This window comes from Streptomyces sp. NPDC058812 (genome assembly GCF_042744565.1).
Classification (GTDB): Bacteria; Actinomycetota; Actinomycetes; order Streptomycetales; family Streptomycetaceae; genus Streptomyces; species Streptomyces thinghirensis.
This window is the reverse complement of sequence record NZ_JBHYOB010000002.1, coordinates 514508-532698: the sequence shown is the minus strand read 5'-3', so window position 1 is coordinate 532698 and position 18191 is coordinate 514508. Positions and strand designations below refer to the sequence as shown.

At 73.7% G+C, this 18191-nt stretch carries 16 protein-coding genes and 1 pseudogene; 7 read left to right on the top strand and 10 right to left on the bottom strand.

The features are described from left to right. Positions 1-22: 22 nt before the first annotated feature. The gene (locus ACFW48_RS06440; RefSeq protein ID WP_386310958.1) at positions 23-1957 is read left to right on the top strand and encodes an N-acetylmuramoyl-L-alanine amidase; all 1935 of its coding nucleotides are present in this window, start codon (positions 23-25) and stop codon (positions 1955-1957) included. A gap of 9 nt (positions 1958-1966) precedes the next feature. On the opposite strand, the gene ACFW48_RS06435 is transcribed toward ACFW48_RS06440, so the two are convergent. The 4 genes from ACFW48_RS06435 to ACFW48_RS06420 form a co-directional block, all read right to left on the bottom strand. Next, complete coding sequence (locus tag ACFW48_RS06435; protein ID WP_386310957.1) at positions 1967-2464, bottom strand: hypothetical protein; 498 nt, start codon at positions 2462-2464, stop codon at positions 1967-1969. A gap of 58 nt (positions 2465-2522) precedes the next feature. Then, complete coding sequence (locus tag ACFW48_RS06430; RefSeq protein ID WP_386310955.1) at positions 2523-3125, bottom strand: CGNR zinc finger domain-containing protein; 603 nt, start codon at positions 3123-3125, stop codon at positions 2523-2525. Positions 3126-3294: 169 nt separating this feature from the next. Then, complete coding sequence (locus ACFW48_RS06425) at positions 3295-4200, bottom strand: universal stress protein (protein ID WP_386310953.1); 906 nt, start codon at positions 4198-4200, stop codon at positions 3295-3297. A 164-nt stretch (positions 4201-4364) separates the two neighbouring features. Further along, the gene (locus tag ACFW48_RS06420) at positions 4365-4607 is read right to left on the bottom strand and encodes a DUF397 domain-containing protein (RefSeq protein WP_121751142.1); all 243 of its coding nucleotides are present in this window, start codon (positions 4605-4607) and stop codon (positions 4365-4367) included. A gap of 303 nt (positions 4608-4910) precedes the next feature. Between ACFW48_RS06420 and ACFW48_RS06415 the strand changes: the two are divergent. Next, positions 4911-4999 (top strand): annotated as a pseudogene (locus ACFW48_RS06415) (alpha/beta hydrolase); the annotation flags it as partial. A 96-nt stretch (positions 5000-5095) separates the two neighbouring features. Here the strand turns inward: ACFW48_RS06415 and ACFW48_RS06410 are convergent. Further along, positions 5096-6601, bottom strand: coding sequence for an acyl-CoA synthetase (locus tag ACFW48_RS06410; protein WP_386310951.1), 1506 nt, complete (start codon positions 6599-6601; stop codon positions 5096-5098). 142 nt (positions 6602-6743) lie between these two features. Between ACFW48_RS06410 and ACFW48_RS06405 the strand changes: the two genes are divergently transcribed. Both ACFW48_RS06405 and ACFW48_RS06400 read left to right on the top strand, forming a co-directional pair. After that, entirely contained in the window at positions 6744-9164 is a 2421-nt protein-coding gene (locus ACFW48_RS06405) for a penicillin acylase family protein (RefSeq protein WP_386310950.1), read from the top strand. 171 nt (positions 9165-9335) lie between these two features. Beyond that, positions 9336-11111 (top strand): serine hydrolase, encoded by a 1776-nt coding sequence (locus ACFW48_RS06400; protein WP_386310949.1) that lies wholly within the window; start codon positions 9336-9338, stop codon positions 11109-11111. Positions 11112-11135: 24 nt separating this feature from the next. Here ACFW48_RS06400 and ACFW48_RS06395 read toward each other — a convergent pair whose 3' ends face one another. From ACFW48_RS06395 to ACFW48_RS06375, 5 genes are all read right to left on the bottom strand, one after another. Then, on the bottom strand, positions 11136-11327 hold the full coding sequence (locus ACFW48_RS06395) for a DUF2795 domain-containing protein (protein ID WP_386310948.1): 192 nt from the start codon (positions 11325-11327) through the stop codon (positions 11136-11138). An 88-nt stretch (positions 11328-11415) separates the two neighbouring features. Continuing rightward, entirely contained in the window at positions 11416-12993 is a 1578-nt protein-coding gene (locus ACFW48_RS06390) for a phytoene desaturase family protein (RefSeq protein WP_386310946.1), read from the bottom strand. Positions 12994-13234: 241 nt separating this feature from the next. Then, complete coding sequence (locus ACFW48_RS06385) at positions 13235-15457, bottom strand: tetratricopeptide repeat protein (RefSeq protein ID WP_386310945.1); 2223 nt, start codon at positions 15455-15457, stop codon at positions 13235-13237. A 61-nt stretch (positions 15458-15518) separates the two neighbouring features. Further along, the gene (locus tag ACFW48_RS06380; RefSeq protein WP_386310943.1) at positions 15519-16400 is read right to left on the bottom strand and encodes an oxygenase MpaB family protein; all 882 of its coding nucleotides are present in this window, start codon (positions 16398-16400) and stop codon (positions 15519-15521) included. A 43-nt stretch (positions 16401-16443) separates the two neighbouring features. After that, a complete protein-coding gene (locus ACFW48_RS06375) occupies positions 16444-16821 on the bottom strand; it encodes a four-helix bundle copper-binding protein (RefSeq protein WP_073732046.1) in 378 nt (125 codons plus the stop codon). Positions 16822-16974: 153 nt separating this feature from the next. Between ACFW48_RS06375 and ACFW48_RS06370 the strand changes: the two genes are divergently transcribed. Genes ACFW48_RS06370 through ACFW48_RS06360 form a run of 3 tightly spaced genes read left to right on the top strand, consistent with a single transcriptional unit; the run spans position 16975 to position 18159 of the window. Further along, positions 16975-17379, top strand: coding sequence for a ChaB family protein (locus ACFW48_RS06370; protein WP_310875944.1), 405 nt, complete (start codon positions 16975-16977; stop codon positions 17377-17379). Between the two features lie 37 nt (positions 17380-17416). Further along, positions 17417-17773 (top strand): DUF6479 family protein, encoded by a 357-nt coding sequence (locus tag ACFW48_RS06365; RefSeq protein WP_386310941.1) that lies wholly within the window; start codon positions 17417-17419, stop codon positions 17771-17773. Positions 17774-17808: 35 nt separating this feature from the next. After that, positions 17809-18159 (top strand): hypothetical protein, encoded by a 351-nt coding sequence (locus tag ACFW48_RS06360; protein WP_386310940.1) that lies wholly within the window; start codon positions 17809-17811, stop codon positions 18157-18159. The last annotated feature ends 32 nt before the right edge of the window (positions 18160-18191 follow it).

The following is an 18191-nucleotide window of genomic DNA, read 5'->3' as shown; positions in this document are numbered from 1 at the left end:
CCCACCGTCACAGGAGGCCGCTTTGCGAGGTTCCCCCGTCGTGCCCGCCCTGGCCACCGCGGCACTGCTGCTGCCGCTGCTCGGCGCGGCACCGCCCGCCGCCGGCCCCTCCGACGCCCCGCCCGCCCCCGACCGCCTGCAGCGGGCGTTCGCCACCGCGGCGGCCGAGCACCACGTGCCGCAGAGTGTCCTGCTCGCCGTCTCCTACCTCCAGTCCCGCTGGGACGCGCACGGCGGTGCGCCGAGCGTGACCGGCGGCTACGGCCCGCTGCACCTCACCGACGCGCGCACGGCACTGGCCGGGGCGTCGCACCACAGCGAGGGCACCGAGGACCCGCGCGGCGACGACGCCCGCGCCCCGCTGCACCCGACGGCCACGGCCGCGCTGCCCACCGACCTGCCGGCCCGGCTGACCACGCTGCCGAGGGCTGCCGAGCTGACCGGGCTGAGCCCCGGCGCGCTGCGCGAGGACCCGGCGGCGAACGTGTCCGGCGGTGCCGCGCTGCTCGCCGCCGCCCAGCGGGAACTCGGTGAGCCGCTCAGCACGGACCCGGCGGACTGGTACGGGGCGGTGGCCCGCTTCTCGGGCGCGGAGGACTCCGCGACGGCGGCGGCGTACGCGAACGACGTCTACGAGGTGATCCGCGCGGGCGAGCACCGGACCACGGACGCCGGGCAGCGGGTCACCCTGGCCGCCCGGCCCGACGTGGCCCCCGACGTCTCGCAGCTCGCGGGCACGGGCCTGCGCGCCGCCTCGGCCGCCGGCACCGAGTGCCCGAAGACGGTGTCCTGCGAGTGGATCCCGGCACCGTACGAGGAGTTCGGGGACGGCGACTACGGCAACCACGACCTGGGTGACCGGCCCGCCTCCCAGCGCATCCGGTACATCGTCGTGCACGACACGGAGGGCGCCTGGAACGGGGTCCTCAACATGGTCCAGGACCCGACCTACGTCTCCTGGAACTACACGCTGCGCTCCACCGACGGCCACATCGCCCAGCACGTGAAGGCGAAGGACGTGGCCTGGCACGCGGGCAACTGGTACGTGAACGCGAAGTCGATCGGCCTGGAGCACGAGGGCTTCCTGGCGGACCCGGACGCCTGGTACACGGAGGCGATGTACCGCTCGTCGGCTCGGCTGGTGAAGTTCCTGGCCAAGAAGTACGGCATCCCGCTGGACCGGCAGCACGTCCTCGGCCACGGCAACGTCCCCGGCACCACCACCGCGACGATCCCGGGCATGCACACCGACCCGGGCCCGTACTGGGACTGGCGGCACTACTTCCAGTTGCTCGGCCGCCCCTTCGAGCCCACCGCCGGCAAGAAGTCCGGCCTGGTGACGATCCGCCCCGACTACGCCACCAACCGCCCCGAGTACACCGGCTGCGAGACGAAGGGCGAGCCCTGCGCGCCGCACGGGTCCAGCGAGGTGCGGCTGTACGCGGACCACGACGTGAACGCGCCTCTCATCAAGGACATCGGCCTGGGCACCACCCCGACGACCGGGGTGAACGACCTCTCCTCCCGGGTCTCCACGGGCCAGCAGTACGCGGTGGCCGACCGGTGGGGCGACTGGACGGCCATCTGGTACCTGGGTCAGAAGGCCTGGTTCCACAACCCGAAGACGAACCCGGCGGCGGTGCCCGCCTCGGGGAAGGTGATCACCCCGAGGGAGGGCCTGGAGAGCGTCCCGGTGTACGGACGCGCCTACCCGGAGAAGGCCGCCTATCCGGCGGGCGTGCCGGCCCAGGCCGTGTCCCCGCTGCCGTACCGGCTGTCCGAGGGGCAGAAGTACGTGGTCGGTGAGAAGGTGCCCGGCGAGTACTACTACGCGGTCACCTTCGACGAGGCCTCCCACCGGGTGGTGACCGGCGAGGACATGTACTACGAGATCCAGTACGGCCACCGGGTCGGGTACGTGCGCGCCGCCGACGTCACGCTCGCGACCGTGCGGTAGCCGGCCGGGTCAGCCCTGCTGGAAGAGCTCCGCCGGGAGCGGCTTCAGCAGGGCGTACAGGTCGTCGGTGATGGGGCGGTCCCAGGCGGCGATGGTCACCAGGACACCGTCGCTGCGGTCGAACTGCACGCAGGAGATCCGGCCCTCGGAGAGCTTGAGGCGGCGCACGATGAGCAGGTTGTCGCCCTGCATCACCGGTACGTCCTCGGCGCCGACGACCGTGATCTCCTCGTCGTTCTCCAGCGCGAGCAGCAGCTGGGCCACCTCGAACGGGATCTCCCCCTCGGGGACCTCACGGGCCGGGGAGCCGGTCGGCAGATTGCCGATGATCATCGCGGGACCGCGGCCGCCGAAGAGGTCGTAGCGCAGGAAGACGCCCTGGCAGCTGCCGTCGGGCGCGGGCAGCAGGCCGGCGCCCAGGTTCCCGGGCCAGTCGCCCGGGTCCATGGCCAGTACGTCGAAGTCGGGCCCGGCGGGCGTGGCGCTGCGGCGGCGGAGGAACGACATGCCGCCATGGTACGTGGCCCGGGCCCATGAACGGCGTGCGGGCGGGAGCCCGACCGGGCTACGCGGTCCGCTTGTGCCGTTCGTGGTGGCGGGCCACCCGGGCCCGGTTGCCGCAGGACGGCTTGCACCACTCCTGGCGGGAGTGCTCCTTCAGGAAGTAGCGGACACAGCGCGGTGCGTGGCAGGCCCGCAGCCGCGGCCGGTCGGGCCCCGTGAGGAAACCGATCACCGCCCGCGCGAGGGCGGCGGCGAGATCGGGCCGGCCACCGTGCGCGGGCTCCGCGCGTACGGCGGGTCCGGCGCCGTCGGCCCAGTCCAGGACGGGAACGGTGGGAGTGCGGGCGGCCGCCTCGTTCAGGCGCCGCACGGCGTCGGCGACGGGAAGCAGCCGGGCGGCGTCGGCGGGGCTCGGCTCGCCGGGGCGCACGGCGCGGGCGAAGAGGGCACGGGCGGCGGCGCGTACCTCGCGGACGGCGGCCAGGGCGGGCTCGTCGGCGGTGAAGACGCCGGCGCCCGGCAAGGTGTCGGGGTGCGCCCGCACCCAGGTGGTGAGCCCCGCGAGGTCGGTCAGGTCGTCGGCGACCCCGCCGTTCCCGTCGTGCCGGACGGTCAGAGCGAGGTCGAGGGCGATCCGGGTGTCCCTGCTGGGCGAGTCCTGCATGGCCCGATGATAGGCACGCCGGGTTCCGCCGAGGGCCGGGGTGCGTCCCGCCCTCGGGCGCCGGGCGGGCGGGGCCGACGACGATCCACTCCTGCTGGGAGTCCGCGCCCTTCGGGCCCAGCCGGGTGCCGCCACCGCCAACGGCGTCGGCGGGCACAGGCCCGCGCCCTCACTCCTCCGGCGGAGCCGGTGGTACCACCGCGACCGGGGACGTCGCGTGCAGCAGCACGGCGTGGGTGACCGAGCCCATCATGCGGGCCGGGGCCAGCAGGCGTCGGCGGTGGCGGCCGACGACGACCAGTTCGGCGTCGCGGGAGGCGGCGACGAGGTGGCCGGCGGCGTCGCCGGGCGCGACGTACGGTTCGGCACGGACGTCGGGGTGGCGTTCCCGGTACGGGGCGAGGAAACCGTCGGCCAGTACCCGGGTCTCGCTCTCGATGGAGACCTCGTCGATCACCGGGGGCATGATCTGTCCGGCGGCGGCCCAGGTCTGCACCGGCCACGGGTAGGCGGCGACCACCTGGAGGCGGGCGCCGCGCAGCGCGGCCTCGGCGAAGGCGAAGGACAGACTGGCGTCGTCGGGGCTGTCCACGTGCAGGCCGAGGACCACCCGGGGGCCGGATTCGGCGGGCGCCTCGCCGTGGACCTCGCGTCCGGGGCGGGGCACGACGACGACGGGGCACTCGGCGTCGCGGGCGGCGGCCAGGCCGCCCGAGCCGAGGAGCAGGCTCGCGAAGCCCCCGCGGCCCCTCGATCCGAGCACCATCAACTGGGCGTCGGCACCCAGTTCCGGCAGTACGGCGCCGGGTACGCCCTCCATGCCGACGTACTCCGTCGCCACCGCGAAGGCCCGCCCCTGCAGGTGCGCGCGGGCCTGGTCGAGCACCGGGTCCTCGCCGGTGTCCGGCGGGCCCGCGACCAGGACGTCGGCCTGCGCCCAGGGGGCGTACTGGCGCACATGCACCACCCGCAGACGTGCCTCGCGCCGGTGGGCGGTGTCGAGGGCCCAGTCCAGGGCGCGCAGGCTGTCGTCCGAACCGTCGACCGCCGCGATGACCGGCAGGGTGGTGCTCATGGGTTCCTCACCTCCGGAGTGCAACCGTTCCCCCTCCTGGCGTCAGCCTCGCTCAGGCGTCGGCCATGAAGGGGCACTCACGGTCGCGTGTCCGGAAAATCGGGCGGAACACTCCCGGATCGGCCGGACGCACCCCGGCCCGGCTCACCGCCCCGGCAGGCGTTTCACGTGAGGTCGAACTCCCCTTCCCGCGCTCCCGACACGAACGCGCCCCATTCCGCGGGGGTGAAGATCAGGGAGGGACTTTCCGGGCTGCCGCTGTTCCGCATGGCGATGAACCCCTCGACAAAGGCGATCTGGACATCCCCCAGGCCTCGGCTGCTGGACTGCCACTGCGCGTTGCTGAGATCCAGCTCCGGCTTGTCCCAGCCCATGAGCGGGCGCTGTTGGGTGGTGCTCTCGGCCACGTCCGTGCTCCTCCCGATTTCGTCGTCCGCGGTCAGCCTAGCGATCGGGTCCGAGCGCCGACAGGCCACGCGACGGGTGCCTTTCGGAAGATCGGCGCCGCGGTTCCCACGCGTCACACGCGCCGGTGGTGTCCCGGTGGCCTCAGCCCTGTGCGAGGAACGCGACGACACACCGTACGAACCACCGCGGATCGTCCAGCCGCGGAGGGTGCCCGGCGCCCGGCTGGACGGCCATCTCGGCGTACGGGAAGACGTCGGCGCAGCGGCGGGCGAGGGCGGCCCGGGTGACGGCGGGTCGAAGGCGTCCGGGGAGACGGCGCCCCGCTGGTCGTCCTGCCGGGCGGCCCCATGCGGGCCTCCGCCTCCTGGGCGGCCTCGGTGGCCTGGCGGCCCGTGCCGCCCGCGGAGTGCGCGAGTACGTCCATGCGGTCGAGGCCGAGGTGGGGATCCCCGACGTCCGCCGCTTCGGCCGCAACGCGGTTGCCGGGTCACGAACCGGTGAACCGGTCCCGCAGTTCCCGTTTGAGGATCTTCCCGCTGGCGTTGCGCGGCAGCGCGTCCACGAAACGGACCCGCTTGGGTGCCTTGAACGCGGTGAGCCTCTCGCGGGCGTGGGCGATGAGTTCGTCCTCCGTGACCTCGCCGCGCGGGACGACGACCGCCGTGACGGCCTCGATCCACCGCTCGTCGGGCAGGCCGATCACGGCGGCCTCGGCGACGGCCTCGTGGGTGTAGAGGGCGTCCTCCACCTGGCGGGAGGCGACCAGTACGCCGCCGGAGTTGATGACGTCCTTCACGCGGTCGACGATCGTGAAGTAGCCGTCCGCGTCCCGCACGGCGAGGTCGCCGGAGTGGAACCAGCCGTCGCGGAAGGCCGCTTCGGTCTCCTCGGGCTTGTCCCAGTAGCCTTCGCACAACTGCGGGGAGCGGTAGACGACTTCACCCGGTGTGCCGTCGGGTACGTCCTTGCCGTCCTCGTCGACGACGCGTGCGTCGACGAACAGCACGGGCCGGCCGCAGGAGTCCATCCGGCCCTCGTGCTCGTCCGGGCCGAGGACGGTGGCGAGCGGGCCGATCTCGCTCTGGCCGAAGCAGTTGTAGAAGGCCAGGTCGGGTAGGCGTTCGCGCAGCCGCTCCAGGACGGGCACGGGCATGATCGACGCCCCGTAGTAGGCCTTGAGCAGGCCGCCGAGGTCGCGGGTGGCGAAGTCGGCGCGGCCCGCGAGGCCGATCCACACGGTCGGCGGCGCGAACAGGCTGTCCACGCGGCCGGCCTCGACCAGGTCGAGGAGCCGGTCGCCGTCGGGTGCGTCCAGGAGGATGTTCGTCGCGCCGACGGCGAGGTAGGGCAGCAGGAAGACGTGCATCTGCGCCGAGTGGTAGAGGGGCAGCGCGTGCACGGGGCGGTCGCCCGCGCCGAGGTCCAGGGCGGTGATGGCGCTCAGGTACGCGTGCACCAGCGCCCGGTGGGTCATCATCGCGCCCTTGGGCAGTGCGGTGGTGCCCGAGGTGTAGAGCAGTTGCACCAGGTCCTCGGCGCCCGGCTCGGGACCGTCGTACGCGGGGGCCGTGGCCAGCCGGGTGAGCAGCGAGTCGTCGGCGTCGCGCAGCGGCAGCGTACGCACGCCGCCGGGGAGCCGGCCGGCGAGGTCCGGATCGGCGAGGACCAGGGTGCTGCCTGACTGGCCGACGATGTAGGCGAGGTCGTCCCCGGTCAGGTTCTGGTTGACCGGGACGTGCACCAGGCCCGCGCGGGCGCAGGCGAGGAAGGCGATCAGGTAGGCGTCGGAGTTGTGCCCGTAGGCGCCGACCCGGTCGCCGCGGGTCAGTCCGTGCTCCAGCAGGACGCTCGCCGCGCGGGAGACGGCGGTGTCGAGTTCGTCGTACGTCCAGGAGCGGTCGCGGTACTCCACCGCGACGCGTGCCGGAGTACGCCGGGCACTGCGCCGCAGTACCCCGTCGACCGTGCTGCCGTGTCCGGGCGTCAGCGTCATGACATGATCCTCGGCCGATCGGCGGGGCGGGTCAAGACGTGCGCGCCGCACCGGAAGTGGCTCGTGTCATGCCACTGACACATACACATACCGACTGGTACGCTCAGCCGCCCCTTCTCCCCCAAAGACGTCGGGAGGCACGATGCGCACACGCCTGAGACGGCTCGTCGTCACGGCCGTCGCCCTGCTCACCGCCGCGACCACACTGCCGGCCGCCGCGGCCGAACGGTCCGGTGACCGGCACGAGCGTCCGTCCCGCGGCGGGCTGTCCGCCGTCATCCGCTACACCGAGTACGGCATCCCGCACATCGTCGCCAAGGACTACGCGAACCTCGGCTTCGGCACGGGCTGGGCCCAGGCCGCGGACCAAGTGTGCACACTGGCCGACGGTTTCGTGACCGTGCGCGGCGAACGCTCCCGCTACTTCGGCGCCGACGCGGGATCCGACCCCGCGCTCTCGTCGGCCGCCACGAACCTCTCCAGCGACCTGTACTTCCGGGGAGTACGCCGGGCGGGCACGGTGGAGAGGCTGCTCGCCGAGCCCGCGCCGCGCGGTCCCAGCCGGGACGCGAAGGAGCTGATGCGGGGCTTCGCGGCGGGTTACAACGCCTGGCTGGAGCAGAACCGGATCACCGACCCGGCGTGCCGGGGTGCCTCCTGGGTGCGGCCGGTGACCTCGATGGACGTGGCCGTGCGCGGCTTCGCCCTGTCCGTGCTCGGCGGGCAGGGACGGGCCGTGGACGGCATCACGGCCGCGCGGCCGCCGTCCGGGAGCACCGCGGCGGCCCCGGAAGAGAAGCCCAAAGCAGAGGCGACCGCGCGCGCCGCCCGGGAGCTGTTCGCCGCCGACAACGCCGACATGGGCTCGAACGCCGTCGCCTTCGGCGGGCGCACCACCGCGAACGGCCGCGGGCTGCTGCTCGGCAACCCGCACTACCCGTGGCACGGCGGGCGCCGCTTCTGGCAGTCGCAGCAGACGATCCCCGGACGGCTCAATGTCGCCGGAGGTTCTCTGCTCGGCACCACGACGGTGTCGATAGGCCACAACGCGCACGTCGCCTGGAGCCACACCGTCGCCACCGGCGTCACCCTCAATCTCCACCAGCTGACGCTGGATCCGGCCGACCCGACGGTCTACCTGGTGGACGGCAGGCGCGAGCGGATGACGAAGCGGTCCGTCACCGTCCCGGTGAAGAACGGCGCCCCGGTGACGAAGACCCAGTGGTGGACCCGGTACGGCCCGGTGGTGACGTCCCTCGGCGCCTCGGTGCCCCTGCCGTGGACCACGACGACGGCGTACGCGCTGAACGACCCGAACGCCGTCAACATGCGCGCCTCGGACACCGCGCTCGGCTTCAGCAGGGCCCGCGGCACGGACGACGTACTGGACTCCCTGCGCCGCACGCAGGGGCTGCCGTGGACGAACACGATCGCCGCCGACTCCCGCGGCCACACGCTGTTCACCCAGTCGCAGGTGCTCCCCCGCATCACCGACGAGCTGGCCGAGCGCTGCTCCACTCCGCTCGGCGAGGCCACCTATCCGTCCTCGGGGCTCGCGGTGCTGGACGGCTCGCGCGGCGACTGCGCGCTGGGCCGTGACCGGGACGCCGTACAGCCGGGGATATTCGGCCCGGACCGGATGCCGACACTCAAGGACGCGCCGTACGCGGAGAACTCCAACGACAGCGCCTGGCTGACCAATGCGGACCGCCCGCTGACCGGCTACGAGCGGGTCTTCGGCACCGTCGGCACCCAGCGGTCGATGCGGACGCGGGGTGCCATCGAGGACGTGGCGGCGATGGCGGACCGGGGCGGGCTGACCGTGCGGGACCTGCAACGGCAGCAGTTCGCCGACCGCGCGCCCGCCGGCGACCTGGTCGCGGCCGACGCGGCACGGGCCTGCGCCGCACTGCCGGACGGCACCGCCACGGACAGCGACGGGAACGCCGTCGACGTGCGGGAGGCCTGCGACGTGCTCGCCGGCTGGGACCGCACCGTCGACACCGGCAGCCGGGGCGCGCTGCTCTTCGACCGGTTCTGGCGCGGGCTCACCAAGGCCGTACCGGCGGGGCAGTTGTGGAAGGTGCCGTTCTCGCCCACGGACCCGGTCACCACCCCGAACACGCTGAACACGGACGTGCCGGGTTTCACCACCGCGCTCGCGGACGCGGTGGTCGAGCTGCGGACGGCGGGCATCGCACTGGACGCGCCGCTCGGCGAGCACCAGTTCGTCGTGCGGGGCGGCAAGCGCATCCCCGTGGGCGGCGGCACGGAGTCGCTGGGCATCTGGAACAAGATCGAGCCGGTGTGGGACCCGGCCCGCGGTGGCTACGCCGAGGTGACCACCGGTTCCAGCTACATCCAGGCCGTGGGCTGGGACGGAAGCCGGTGCCCGGTGGCCCGTACGCTCCTGACCTACTCCCAGTCCGCAAACCCCGCCTCGCGGCACCACGCCGACCAGACCCGGCTGTTCTCCGGCGAGAGGTGGGTGACGTCCCGCTTCTGCGAGCGCGACATCCGGGCGTCGCCCGACCTCCGGGTGGTCCGGGTGCGCGAGCGCTGAGCCGCACCCCACCGCACCGCACCAGGACCCGTCCGGCGCCGTGCCGGACGGGTCCGACGGTTCGTCAACTCCGCACGCCCCATTGACACGACCCGTCACTGACAGGAAAGTTTCACTCCGCACGGCGATCCAGGAAAGATACTTTCAGCTTCGATGGCGGGAGGCTCTTCGATGGCCGGACAGGCGACGAGCGGATTCACCCGGCGCCAACTGGGCGCCGGCGCACTGGCTCTGGGCGGTGCCCTGGCCATCGCCCCGTTCGCGGCCGGGCCGGCCGAGGCCGTCGCGGACAAGGGCCGCCGCCCCACCCTCCGGCGCGGCTCCGCCGAGCGCGCCGGCCTGCTCCCCGGCCATCTGCGCCAGCTCGTCACCGACGCCGAGGCGTTTCTCGGTCCCTCCCCCAAGCACCCGTGGTACGCGGGCGCCGTGCTGCTCGCAGGCCGGGGCGGCACGGTGGCGCTGCACGAGCCGATCGGCATGGCGGTGCGCTACCGGGCCTACGACGAGGAGTCCGACACCGGTGTCGAGTTCCCGGCCGGGCAGCAGATCCCCATGGCCGGGGACACGGTGTTCGACCTCGCCTCGATCTCCAAGCTGTTCACCTCGATCCTCGCCGTGCAGCAGCTGGAGCGGGGCGCGCTGGAGCTGGAGGCGCCGGTCGCCTCGTACCTGCCGGGCTTCGGGCGCGCCGGCAAGCAGGACGTGACGGTGCGGCAGCTGCTGACGCACACCTCCGGCTTCCGGGCGTGGATCCCGCTGTACAAGGCGCCCACGTACGAGGAGAAGGTCCGGCTCGTCTACGACCAGGAGCCGGTGAGCGCGCCCGGCACGGCGTACCTCTACTCGGACCTGAACATGATCTCGCTCCAGCTGGTGCTGGAGAAGGTCACGGGCCGCACCCTGGACGTCCTGCTGCGCGACGAGATCACCGCCCCGCTCGGTCTCGACCGCACCCGCTACAACCCGCCCGCCTCCTGGAGGCCCCGGATCGCGGCCACGGAGGACGCCCGCCTGCCCTGGTCCGGCCTCGACCGCGGACTGGTGTGGGGCGAGGTGCACGACGAGAACGCCTTCAGCCTCGGCGGCGTCGCCGGCCACGCGGGGGTGTTCTCCTGCGCGTGGGACCTGGCGGTGCTCGGCCGTGCGCTGCTCAACGGCGGCTCCTACGGCCGGGCACGCATCCTGCGGCCGGAGTCGGTGGAGCTGATGTTCACCGACTTCAACACCGACTTCCCGGGGGACGAGCACGGTCTCGGCTTCGAGTTGTACCAGCACTGGTACATGGGCGCCATGGCCACCCCGCGCACGGCCGGGCACACCGGCTTCACGGGGACCTCGCTGGTGCTCGACCCGACGACCGACTCGTTCCTGGTGGTGCTCGGCAACTCGGTGCATCCGGTTCGCGGTTGGCGCTCGGGGTCGGCGCCCAGAGTCGCGGCCGGCACCAACATGGCGCGGGCCGTGCCGGTCCGTCCCGCGCACGGACGTACGGCGTGGTTCTCGGGGACGGCGAGTTCCTCGACCGCGACGCTCACGCTGCCCGCGCTGGACACGTCCGGCGGCGGGGCGCGGCTGCGCTGCTCGCTGTGGTGGGACACCGAACCGGGGTCGGACGCGCTCGTGCTGGAGGCGACGACCGACGGTGGCACCACCTGGCAGCCGGTCCCGTTCACCACCGCGCGCCGCGGCGAGGCGCAGCGGGAGCACCCGGCGGGTTCGGCCACCGGCTGGTCGGGCCGCGTCTGGCACCGGCTGACGGCCGGACTCCCGGCCGCTCGCGGGCTCACCCTGCGCTGGCGGTACACGACCGACCGGCTGTACGTGGGCCGCGGCGCGTACGTCGACGGGCTGCGCGCGGAGGCGGCCGACGACGTCCTGTTCCACGACGCGCGCCCCGCGGACGCGGCGCGGATCGAGGCGGTGGGGTGGACGGCGTCGGCCGACTAGGCGATCGTTCGCGCCGGGTGACGGCTAGCCGTTGAAGACGGCTTTCTGCACCTCGTTCGGCCCGTCGAAGCTGTTCTCCTCGAGACCGTCGAGACGGCTCACGACCTTGTCGTCGGCCTTGTTCTTGCGGGCGCGGTCGACGAGCGCCTTCTTGTCCGCCGGGTAGTCCATACCGCTGAGGGCCTTCTGCAGGTCGATGGGGCTGAGGTCAGCCATGGCAGGCTCCTTGTCGTACTGATCACTGAACACAGGGGCGGAATGTCCGCTATGTCGCGGTACCCATCCCCGTCCGGCGCATGCGCCGTCAGTTCGCCGTCCGCTCCAGCACCGCCATCGCCGCGTTGTGCCCCGGCACTCCGCTGACCCCTCCCCCGCGCACCGCGCCCGCCCCGCACAGCAGTACGTTCGCCGACCCGGTCTCCACGCCCCAGTGGCCGGTGCCCTCCTCGGCGTGGGGCCAGGCCAGCTCCCGGTGGAAGATGTTGCCGCCGGGCAGGCGCAGGTCGCGTTCCAGGTCGAGCGGCGACCTGGCCTCGATGCAGGGCCGCCCGTCGGCGTCGGTCGCCAGACAGTCGGCGAGGGGCTCGGCCAGGTGGACGTCGAGCTGGGCGAGGGTCGACTTCAGCAGTTCCTCGCGTACGGCGTCGTTGTCACGGGCGAAGAGGCGGGCGGGCGTGTGCAGGCCGAACAGGGTGAACGTGTGCATGCCCTTCGCGGCCAGGTCCGGGCCGAGGATCGTGGGGTCGGTCAGTGAGTGGCAGTAGATCTCGGAGGGCGGGGCGGTGGGCAACTCGCCGGCCGCGGCCTGGGCGTGCGCCGTGGCCAGCTGTTCGTAACCCTCCGCGATGTGGAAGGTCCCGGCGAAAGCCTCGCGCGGGTCGGCCGCGGGGTCGCGCAGCGCCGGGAGCCGCGTCAGCAGCATGTTGACCTTGAGCTGGGCACCCTCGGCGGGCGGGGGCGGCGCCTGCCCCGTGAGCGCCGCCAGTTCCCTCGGGGAGGCGTTCACCAGGACGTGGCGTGCGGCGGCGACGCCCTCGCCGCCGTCCGAGCGGTAGGTGACCTCGGCCGTGCGCCCGTCCGTGTCGATCCGCACCGCCTCGTGCCCGGTGGCGAGCACGGCGCCCGCCGCGCGCGCCGCGTCGGCCAGGGCGTCGGTGAGGGCGCCCATGCCGCCGACCGGCACGTCCCAGGCGCCGGTTCCGCCACCGATCACGTGGTAGAGGAAGCAACGGTTCTGGCTCAGGGAGGGGTCGTGGGCGTCGGCGAAGGTGCCGATCAGGGCGTCGGTGAGGGCCACCCCCCGGACCAGGTCGTCCGCGAAGTGCTCCTCGATCGTGACGCCGATCGGTTCCTCGAACAGCGCTCCCCAGGCGGCATCGTCGTCGACCCGGCGCCGCAGCTCGTCCCGGGGGGGCAGCGGCTCGGTGAGGGTGGGGAAGACCCGCTGGGCGACGTGGCCGGTCATCGCGTAGAAGCGCTGCCAGGCGCCGTACTCGCGCTCCGAGCCCGTGAGCCGGGCGAACGACTCCCGTGTCCGCCGCTCGCCCCCACCGACGAGGAGCCCGGTGGGCCGCCCGTTCCGCTCGACGGGCGTGTACGAGGAGACGGTGCGTCCGCGTACCCGGAAGTCCAGGTCCAGGTCCCGCACGATCTTCTTCGGCAACAGGCTGACCAGGTACGAGTACCGCGACAGCCGCGCGTCGACCCCGGCGAACGGCCGGGTGGACACGGCCGCGCCCCCGGTGTGGTCCAGCCGTTCCAGCACCAGCACGGAGCGGCCGGCACGTGCCAGGTAGGCGGCGGCGACCAGGCCGTTGTGGCCACCGCCGACGATGACGGCGTCGTAGGTGCGGGATGCTCGGGGCTCGGTGGGCGGCGTCATGGCTCTTGGTAACACGGGGTGGCAGTGGGCTGCCAGAGGTGTGGCGGGCAGGGGCCGGCGGCGCGCGGCGCCCCCCATGGGCATGGACGCGTAGGGCCGACCGGCTCCGGCTCGACGCGCGCGGTCCGCAGCCCGACCGGCCGTGCCGGCACCCGCACGCCCCGCTTCACGCGGGTCTCGTCCCCACTCCGGCTCCGGCTCCGGCTCCGGCTCCGGCTCCGGCTCCGGCTCCGGCTCCGGCTCAGCGTGCCCCCGCGCCTCGCAGTACCGCCACCCTGCGGTACAGCTCCACGGCCTCGGCGCCGCGGCCGAGTTGTTCCAGGCAGTGGGCCTCGTCGTCGCGCCCGGCGAGGGTGTCGGGGTGGTCGGGGCCCAGGACGCGTTCACGGGCGGCGGCGACCCGGCGGTACTCGGTGAGGGCGGCGGCCCAGCGGCCCAGCCAGCCCAGGCCGACGGCGACCTCGCGGCGGCTGACCAGCGTGTCCGGGTGGTCGGGGCCGAGGACGCGTTCACGGATCGCGCACACGTCGCGGGACTCGGCGAGGGCCTCCTCCCAGCGGCCGAGCCGGCCGAGGTTGACGCCCAGACCGTGCCGGGCGCGCAGGGTCTCGGGGTGCTCGGCGCCCTGGGCGCGGGTGCGGTCGTCGATCAGCTCCTCGTAGAGCGCCAGCGCTTCGGTGCTGCGGCCGAGCCGGCCGAGGCTGATGCCGATCTCGTAGCGGGCGGCGAGGGTGTCGGGGTGGGCCGGACCGAGCGCGCTCTCGCGGGCCTCGGCGACCTCCCGGTAGGTCATCAGGGCCTCCTGCCAACGGTCCAGCCTGCTGAGTTCGTAGGCCACCTCGTAGCGGGTGACCAGGGTGTCCGGATGCTCGGGTCCGAGCACGCGGGCGCGGGCGGCGGCCACCTCGCGGGCCATGCGGTGGGCGTCCTCGGGGCGGCCGAGCCGGCCGAGGTTGAAGGCGAGGTTGTGCCGGCAGCGCAGGGTGTCGGGGTGGTCGGCGCCCATGACGCGCTCGCGGGCGGCGAGAACCGACGTGTAGACCTGGTGGGCGTCGGCGTACCGGCCCAGCCGGCCCAGGGCGTACGCCATCTCCTGCCGGACGGCGAGCGTGTCGGCGTGGTCGGGGCCCAGCACCCGGATCCTGGCCTCGGCGACCCGCTTGTACGCGCGCAGTGCGTCGGTGGCGTGACCCGTGCGGCTGAGCGTGAAGGCGGCCTCGTAGCGGCTGGCGAGCGTGTCGGGGTGGTCGGGGCCGAGCAGGCGCTCGCGCTCGTCGGCCACCGCGCGGTGCACCTCGCCCGCCTCCTCCCAGCGGCCGAGCCGCCCCAGGCTCAGGCCGGCGCCGTGCCGCCCGGCCAGCGCGGCGACCTCCTCGGGCGCCGGGCCGGGTCGCTCGTCGGGGGCGGGTGCGGCGGCCTCGCCGCCCGCCGGCCGCGGAATCCACTCGCCGGACAGGCCGGCGGCGGGGTCCGGGAGTGTGGAGCGCAGCCCGATGCCGGTCGCCTTGTGGCCGGTGGTCATGCCGTGGGTCCAGGACGGCAGCGCGGCCCGGCCCCCGACCGGCTCGGGCGTCCGCGTCCGGGGCGCCGGAACGGCCGGCGCGTACGCCGGTGCCGTGCGGCCGGCGGTGATCCGGTGGCCCAGCTCGCGGGCGTCGTCCGGACGTTGGTCGGGCCGCTTGGCCAGCAGGTCCAGGATGATCCGGTCCAGGTAGGCGGGGAGTTCGGCGCGGTGGGTGCGTGGGGGCTCGGGCTCGGTGTCGCGGTGGCCGACGAGGATCGCCCAGGCGTCGTCGAGGTCGAAGGGCGGGACGCCGGTGGCGATCTCGTAGAGCACGCAGCCCAGCGAGTAGAGGTCGCTGCGCCGGTCGACGTCGTCGCCCCCGATCTGCTCGGGCGACATGTAGTGCGGGGTGCCCATGGCGATGCCTGTGCCGGTCAGCCGGGCGGTGAACCCGACGTCGTGGCCGAGCCGGGCGATGCCGAAGTCGCAGATCTTCACGGTGCCGTCGGCGAGCCGGACGATGTTCGCGGGCTTCAGGTCGCGGTGCACGATGCCCTGTTCGTGGGTGTAGGCGAGCGCGGAGGCGACCTGTTCGGCGATGTCGACGACGTCGGGCACCGGCAGTGGATGGTGCTTGTTGTCCTCCAGGAGCCGGCTCAGGTCACGGCCCTCCAGCAGCTCCATGACCAGGAAGAGCACACCGTCCGACTCACCGAAGTCGTGCACCACGGTCACCCCGCGGTGCTGGAGCGCGGCGGCCACCCTGGCCTCGCGCCGGAACCTCTCCCGCAGGACACGGGTGAAGGAGTGGTCGTGCCCGGTGCCCAGTGGCTTGAGGCACTTGACGGCGACGCGACGGCCCAGTGACTCGTCCCGCGCCCGCCACACCTCGCCCATGCCGCCGCGCCCGATCCGCTCCAGCAGTCGGTACCGGCCCTGGATCAGCGTGCTGTCCCCCATCTCGCTGCCCGCCCCCGTAGCAGTCCGCCCCGCCCTCCCCTGGCCGGTCCAGTATGGCGGTCTATGGTCCGAGTTTGTATGGTGCCGGGCGCGCGGCCGGTCCGAGCCGCGCCATGGCGCGCAGGATGTGTTTGGGCGGCAGCTGCCAGCGCAGACGTGCGGGAATGGCGCGCAGCAGGGTGCCCGTGGCACGCAGCCGCCTGGTGACGGTGTCGGGTGCGGGGGCCGGTCTGCCGTAGAGCTCGTGCGCGTACCGCGGTAGGGAGTCGTACGCCAGATGTGCCACCCGCCGCCACAGCAGCGCACGTGCCGGGACCAGGAGGGGGTGCGTGGGCGGGCGGAGCAGGAAGTCGTCCACCTCGTGGGCGTCGTCGCCCGCGGCCAGTTCGGGCCGTACCCGCGCGAAGTAGGCGGCCAGCTCGGTCCGGCTCGCGGGTACGGCGTCGGGGTCGAGTCCGACCAGGCGGGCGCTGTGCCGGTGTTCGGCGAGGTAGCGGTCGGCGTGGGCGTCCGTGAGCGGGAATCCGGAGCGGCGCAGGACGTGCAGGTAGGAGTCGATCTCGGCGCAGTGCACCCACAGCAGCAGCGCGGGCTCGTCGACGCCGTACCACTCACCCGTGTCGGGGTCCGTCGCCCCGAGCATGCGGTGGATCCTCCGCACCCGGGCGCCGGCCCGCTCGGCGGCCTCGGTGGTGCCGTACGTCGTCGTGCCGACGAAGCTCGCGGTGCGCATCAGCCGCCCCCAGGCGTCGCGCCGGAAGTCGCTGTTCTGCGTCACGCCGCGTACGGCGCGCGGATGCAGGGCCTGGAGGTACAGGGCGCGGATGCCGGCGATCCACATCATCGGGTCGCCGTGCGCCTGCCAGGTCACCGAGCCGGGGCCGAACAGTCCCGGATCGCCCGCCGGGCCGCCCGCCCGATCACCCGTCCGTGTGGCCGTCATACCGGCAGGCTAACGCCTCGCGCCCGGCGGCCCCAGGGGCACCTCAGCGCAGGGTGGCGAGGAACTCTCCGCAGGCCCGGGCGCAGGCGCGGCAGGCCTCCGCGCTCTCCTCGGCGCCCGGGTGCGCGTCGAAGACGTGCGCGCTCTCCAGGCACACCTGGCGGCACCACTCCAACTGGACGCGGATCGCGGCCTCGTCCACCTGGTTCTGTTCGGACAGCACCCGGCAGGTCGCGTCGCACACCTCCGCGCACATGATGCCCTTGCGTCGTACGAGCTCCTGGTTCTCGGTCCCGTCCGGGTCCACGAGGCTCGCCCGCAGCGCGCACGCCCGTGCACACTCGGTGCACGCCTGCGCGCAAGCGAAGCGGTCCTCCAGGAAGCGGAACAGTTCCTGCTGGGAAGTCGTCGTCGATGTCACACCGCGCGGGTTGCCGCTGCGGAGTGCGTCAAACCGCCGGCCCCGTTGTTCCCAAGGGTTCCGGCCCGTTTTCCGGGTGCGCCGCCGGGCACCCGTGGACTCTGCCGAGGCTGGTGACAGCGACGACGTCGACCGCACACGGAGGTGCACGACATGCCGGGACGACAGGAACTGCCGTCGACCCTGGAACGCTCCCCCCGGGAAGCCCAGCGCACCTGGATCAAGGCGCATGACTCGGCCGTGGAGGAGTACGGCGAGGGTGAGCGCGCCCACCGGGTGGCGTACGGGGCGCTGAAGCACAAGTACGAGAAGGTCGGCGACCACTGGGAGCGCAAGGAGGGCGGCCGCAAGGGCCCCTCCGACCCCCAGTCGGGGCGGCCTCGCGGGCAGGGCGGACGCAGCGGCGAGGGCGTCGACGAGAAGGCCTCGAAGGAGCACCTGTACGGCGTCGCCAAGCGACTGGGCGTCGAGGGCCGGTCACGGATGTCCAAGGCGGATCTGCTCACGGCGATCCGGAAGGCCAACCGTTCGCAGACGCGAGCGTCCCGGTCGGGCTGAGCTGGTTGGTCGCCCGGGCCGGGGGTACCCGCGCCCCATGACCAACGCATGGATGGACCTGGCGGTGAGCTCCAGCGGCATCGGCATCGGGATCGGTGCCGCGGCCGTCGTGGTGGTGGGCCTGCTGATCGGCGCCTTCGCCTTCGGTAGCCGCCAGAAGCGCCGGGAGCCGCCGCCGCCGCGTCCGGATGAGCAGCCCCGTATGCCCGACGAGGGGCCCGTCCACGAGACGCGGGAGCGGCGGGAGCCCGACGAGATGCCCAGGAGCGACGACCGGACGCTGCCGCACGACCTCGGGCACCAGGGCAGCCGCACCGCTTCCGATCAGGAGCGGCCCCGCTGGGACGAGGGCAGCAGCGGTTCGTTCGGCAGCGGCGGACCGGGCGGACGCTGATCCCCGAGGATGTCGTACAGAGGGAAGTGAGAACCATGGCCGACCCCGCTCGCAACACCCTGCCGTTGCCGGACTACGACCAGCTGCCGATCGGTGGGCTGGAGAGCCGGATCCGGTCCCTGGGCGCGGAGGAGGTGGAGGAACTGCTGGCGTACGAGAGGTCGCACGCCGACCGCCTCCCCGCCACGGAGGTGCTGGCGGCCCGGTTGGAGCAGTTGAAGTCCGGTGCGGAGCCGTCCTCCGGTGACCCGAACGCCGTACGCCCGGAGCAGGGGCAGGGCCGCACGGGCTCCCCCGTGTCGCCCGCGACCTCCCCGGAGCCGTTCTCCCCGCCGCCGCACGGCACTCCGGACCAGCCGGGCAAGCCGAAGGGGGACCGTACGTAGTCGGTGTCCGGCGCGGGTGTAGTTTCCGGCCC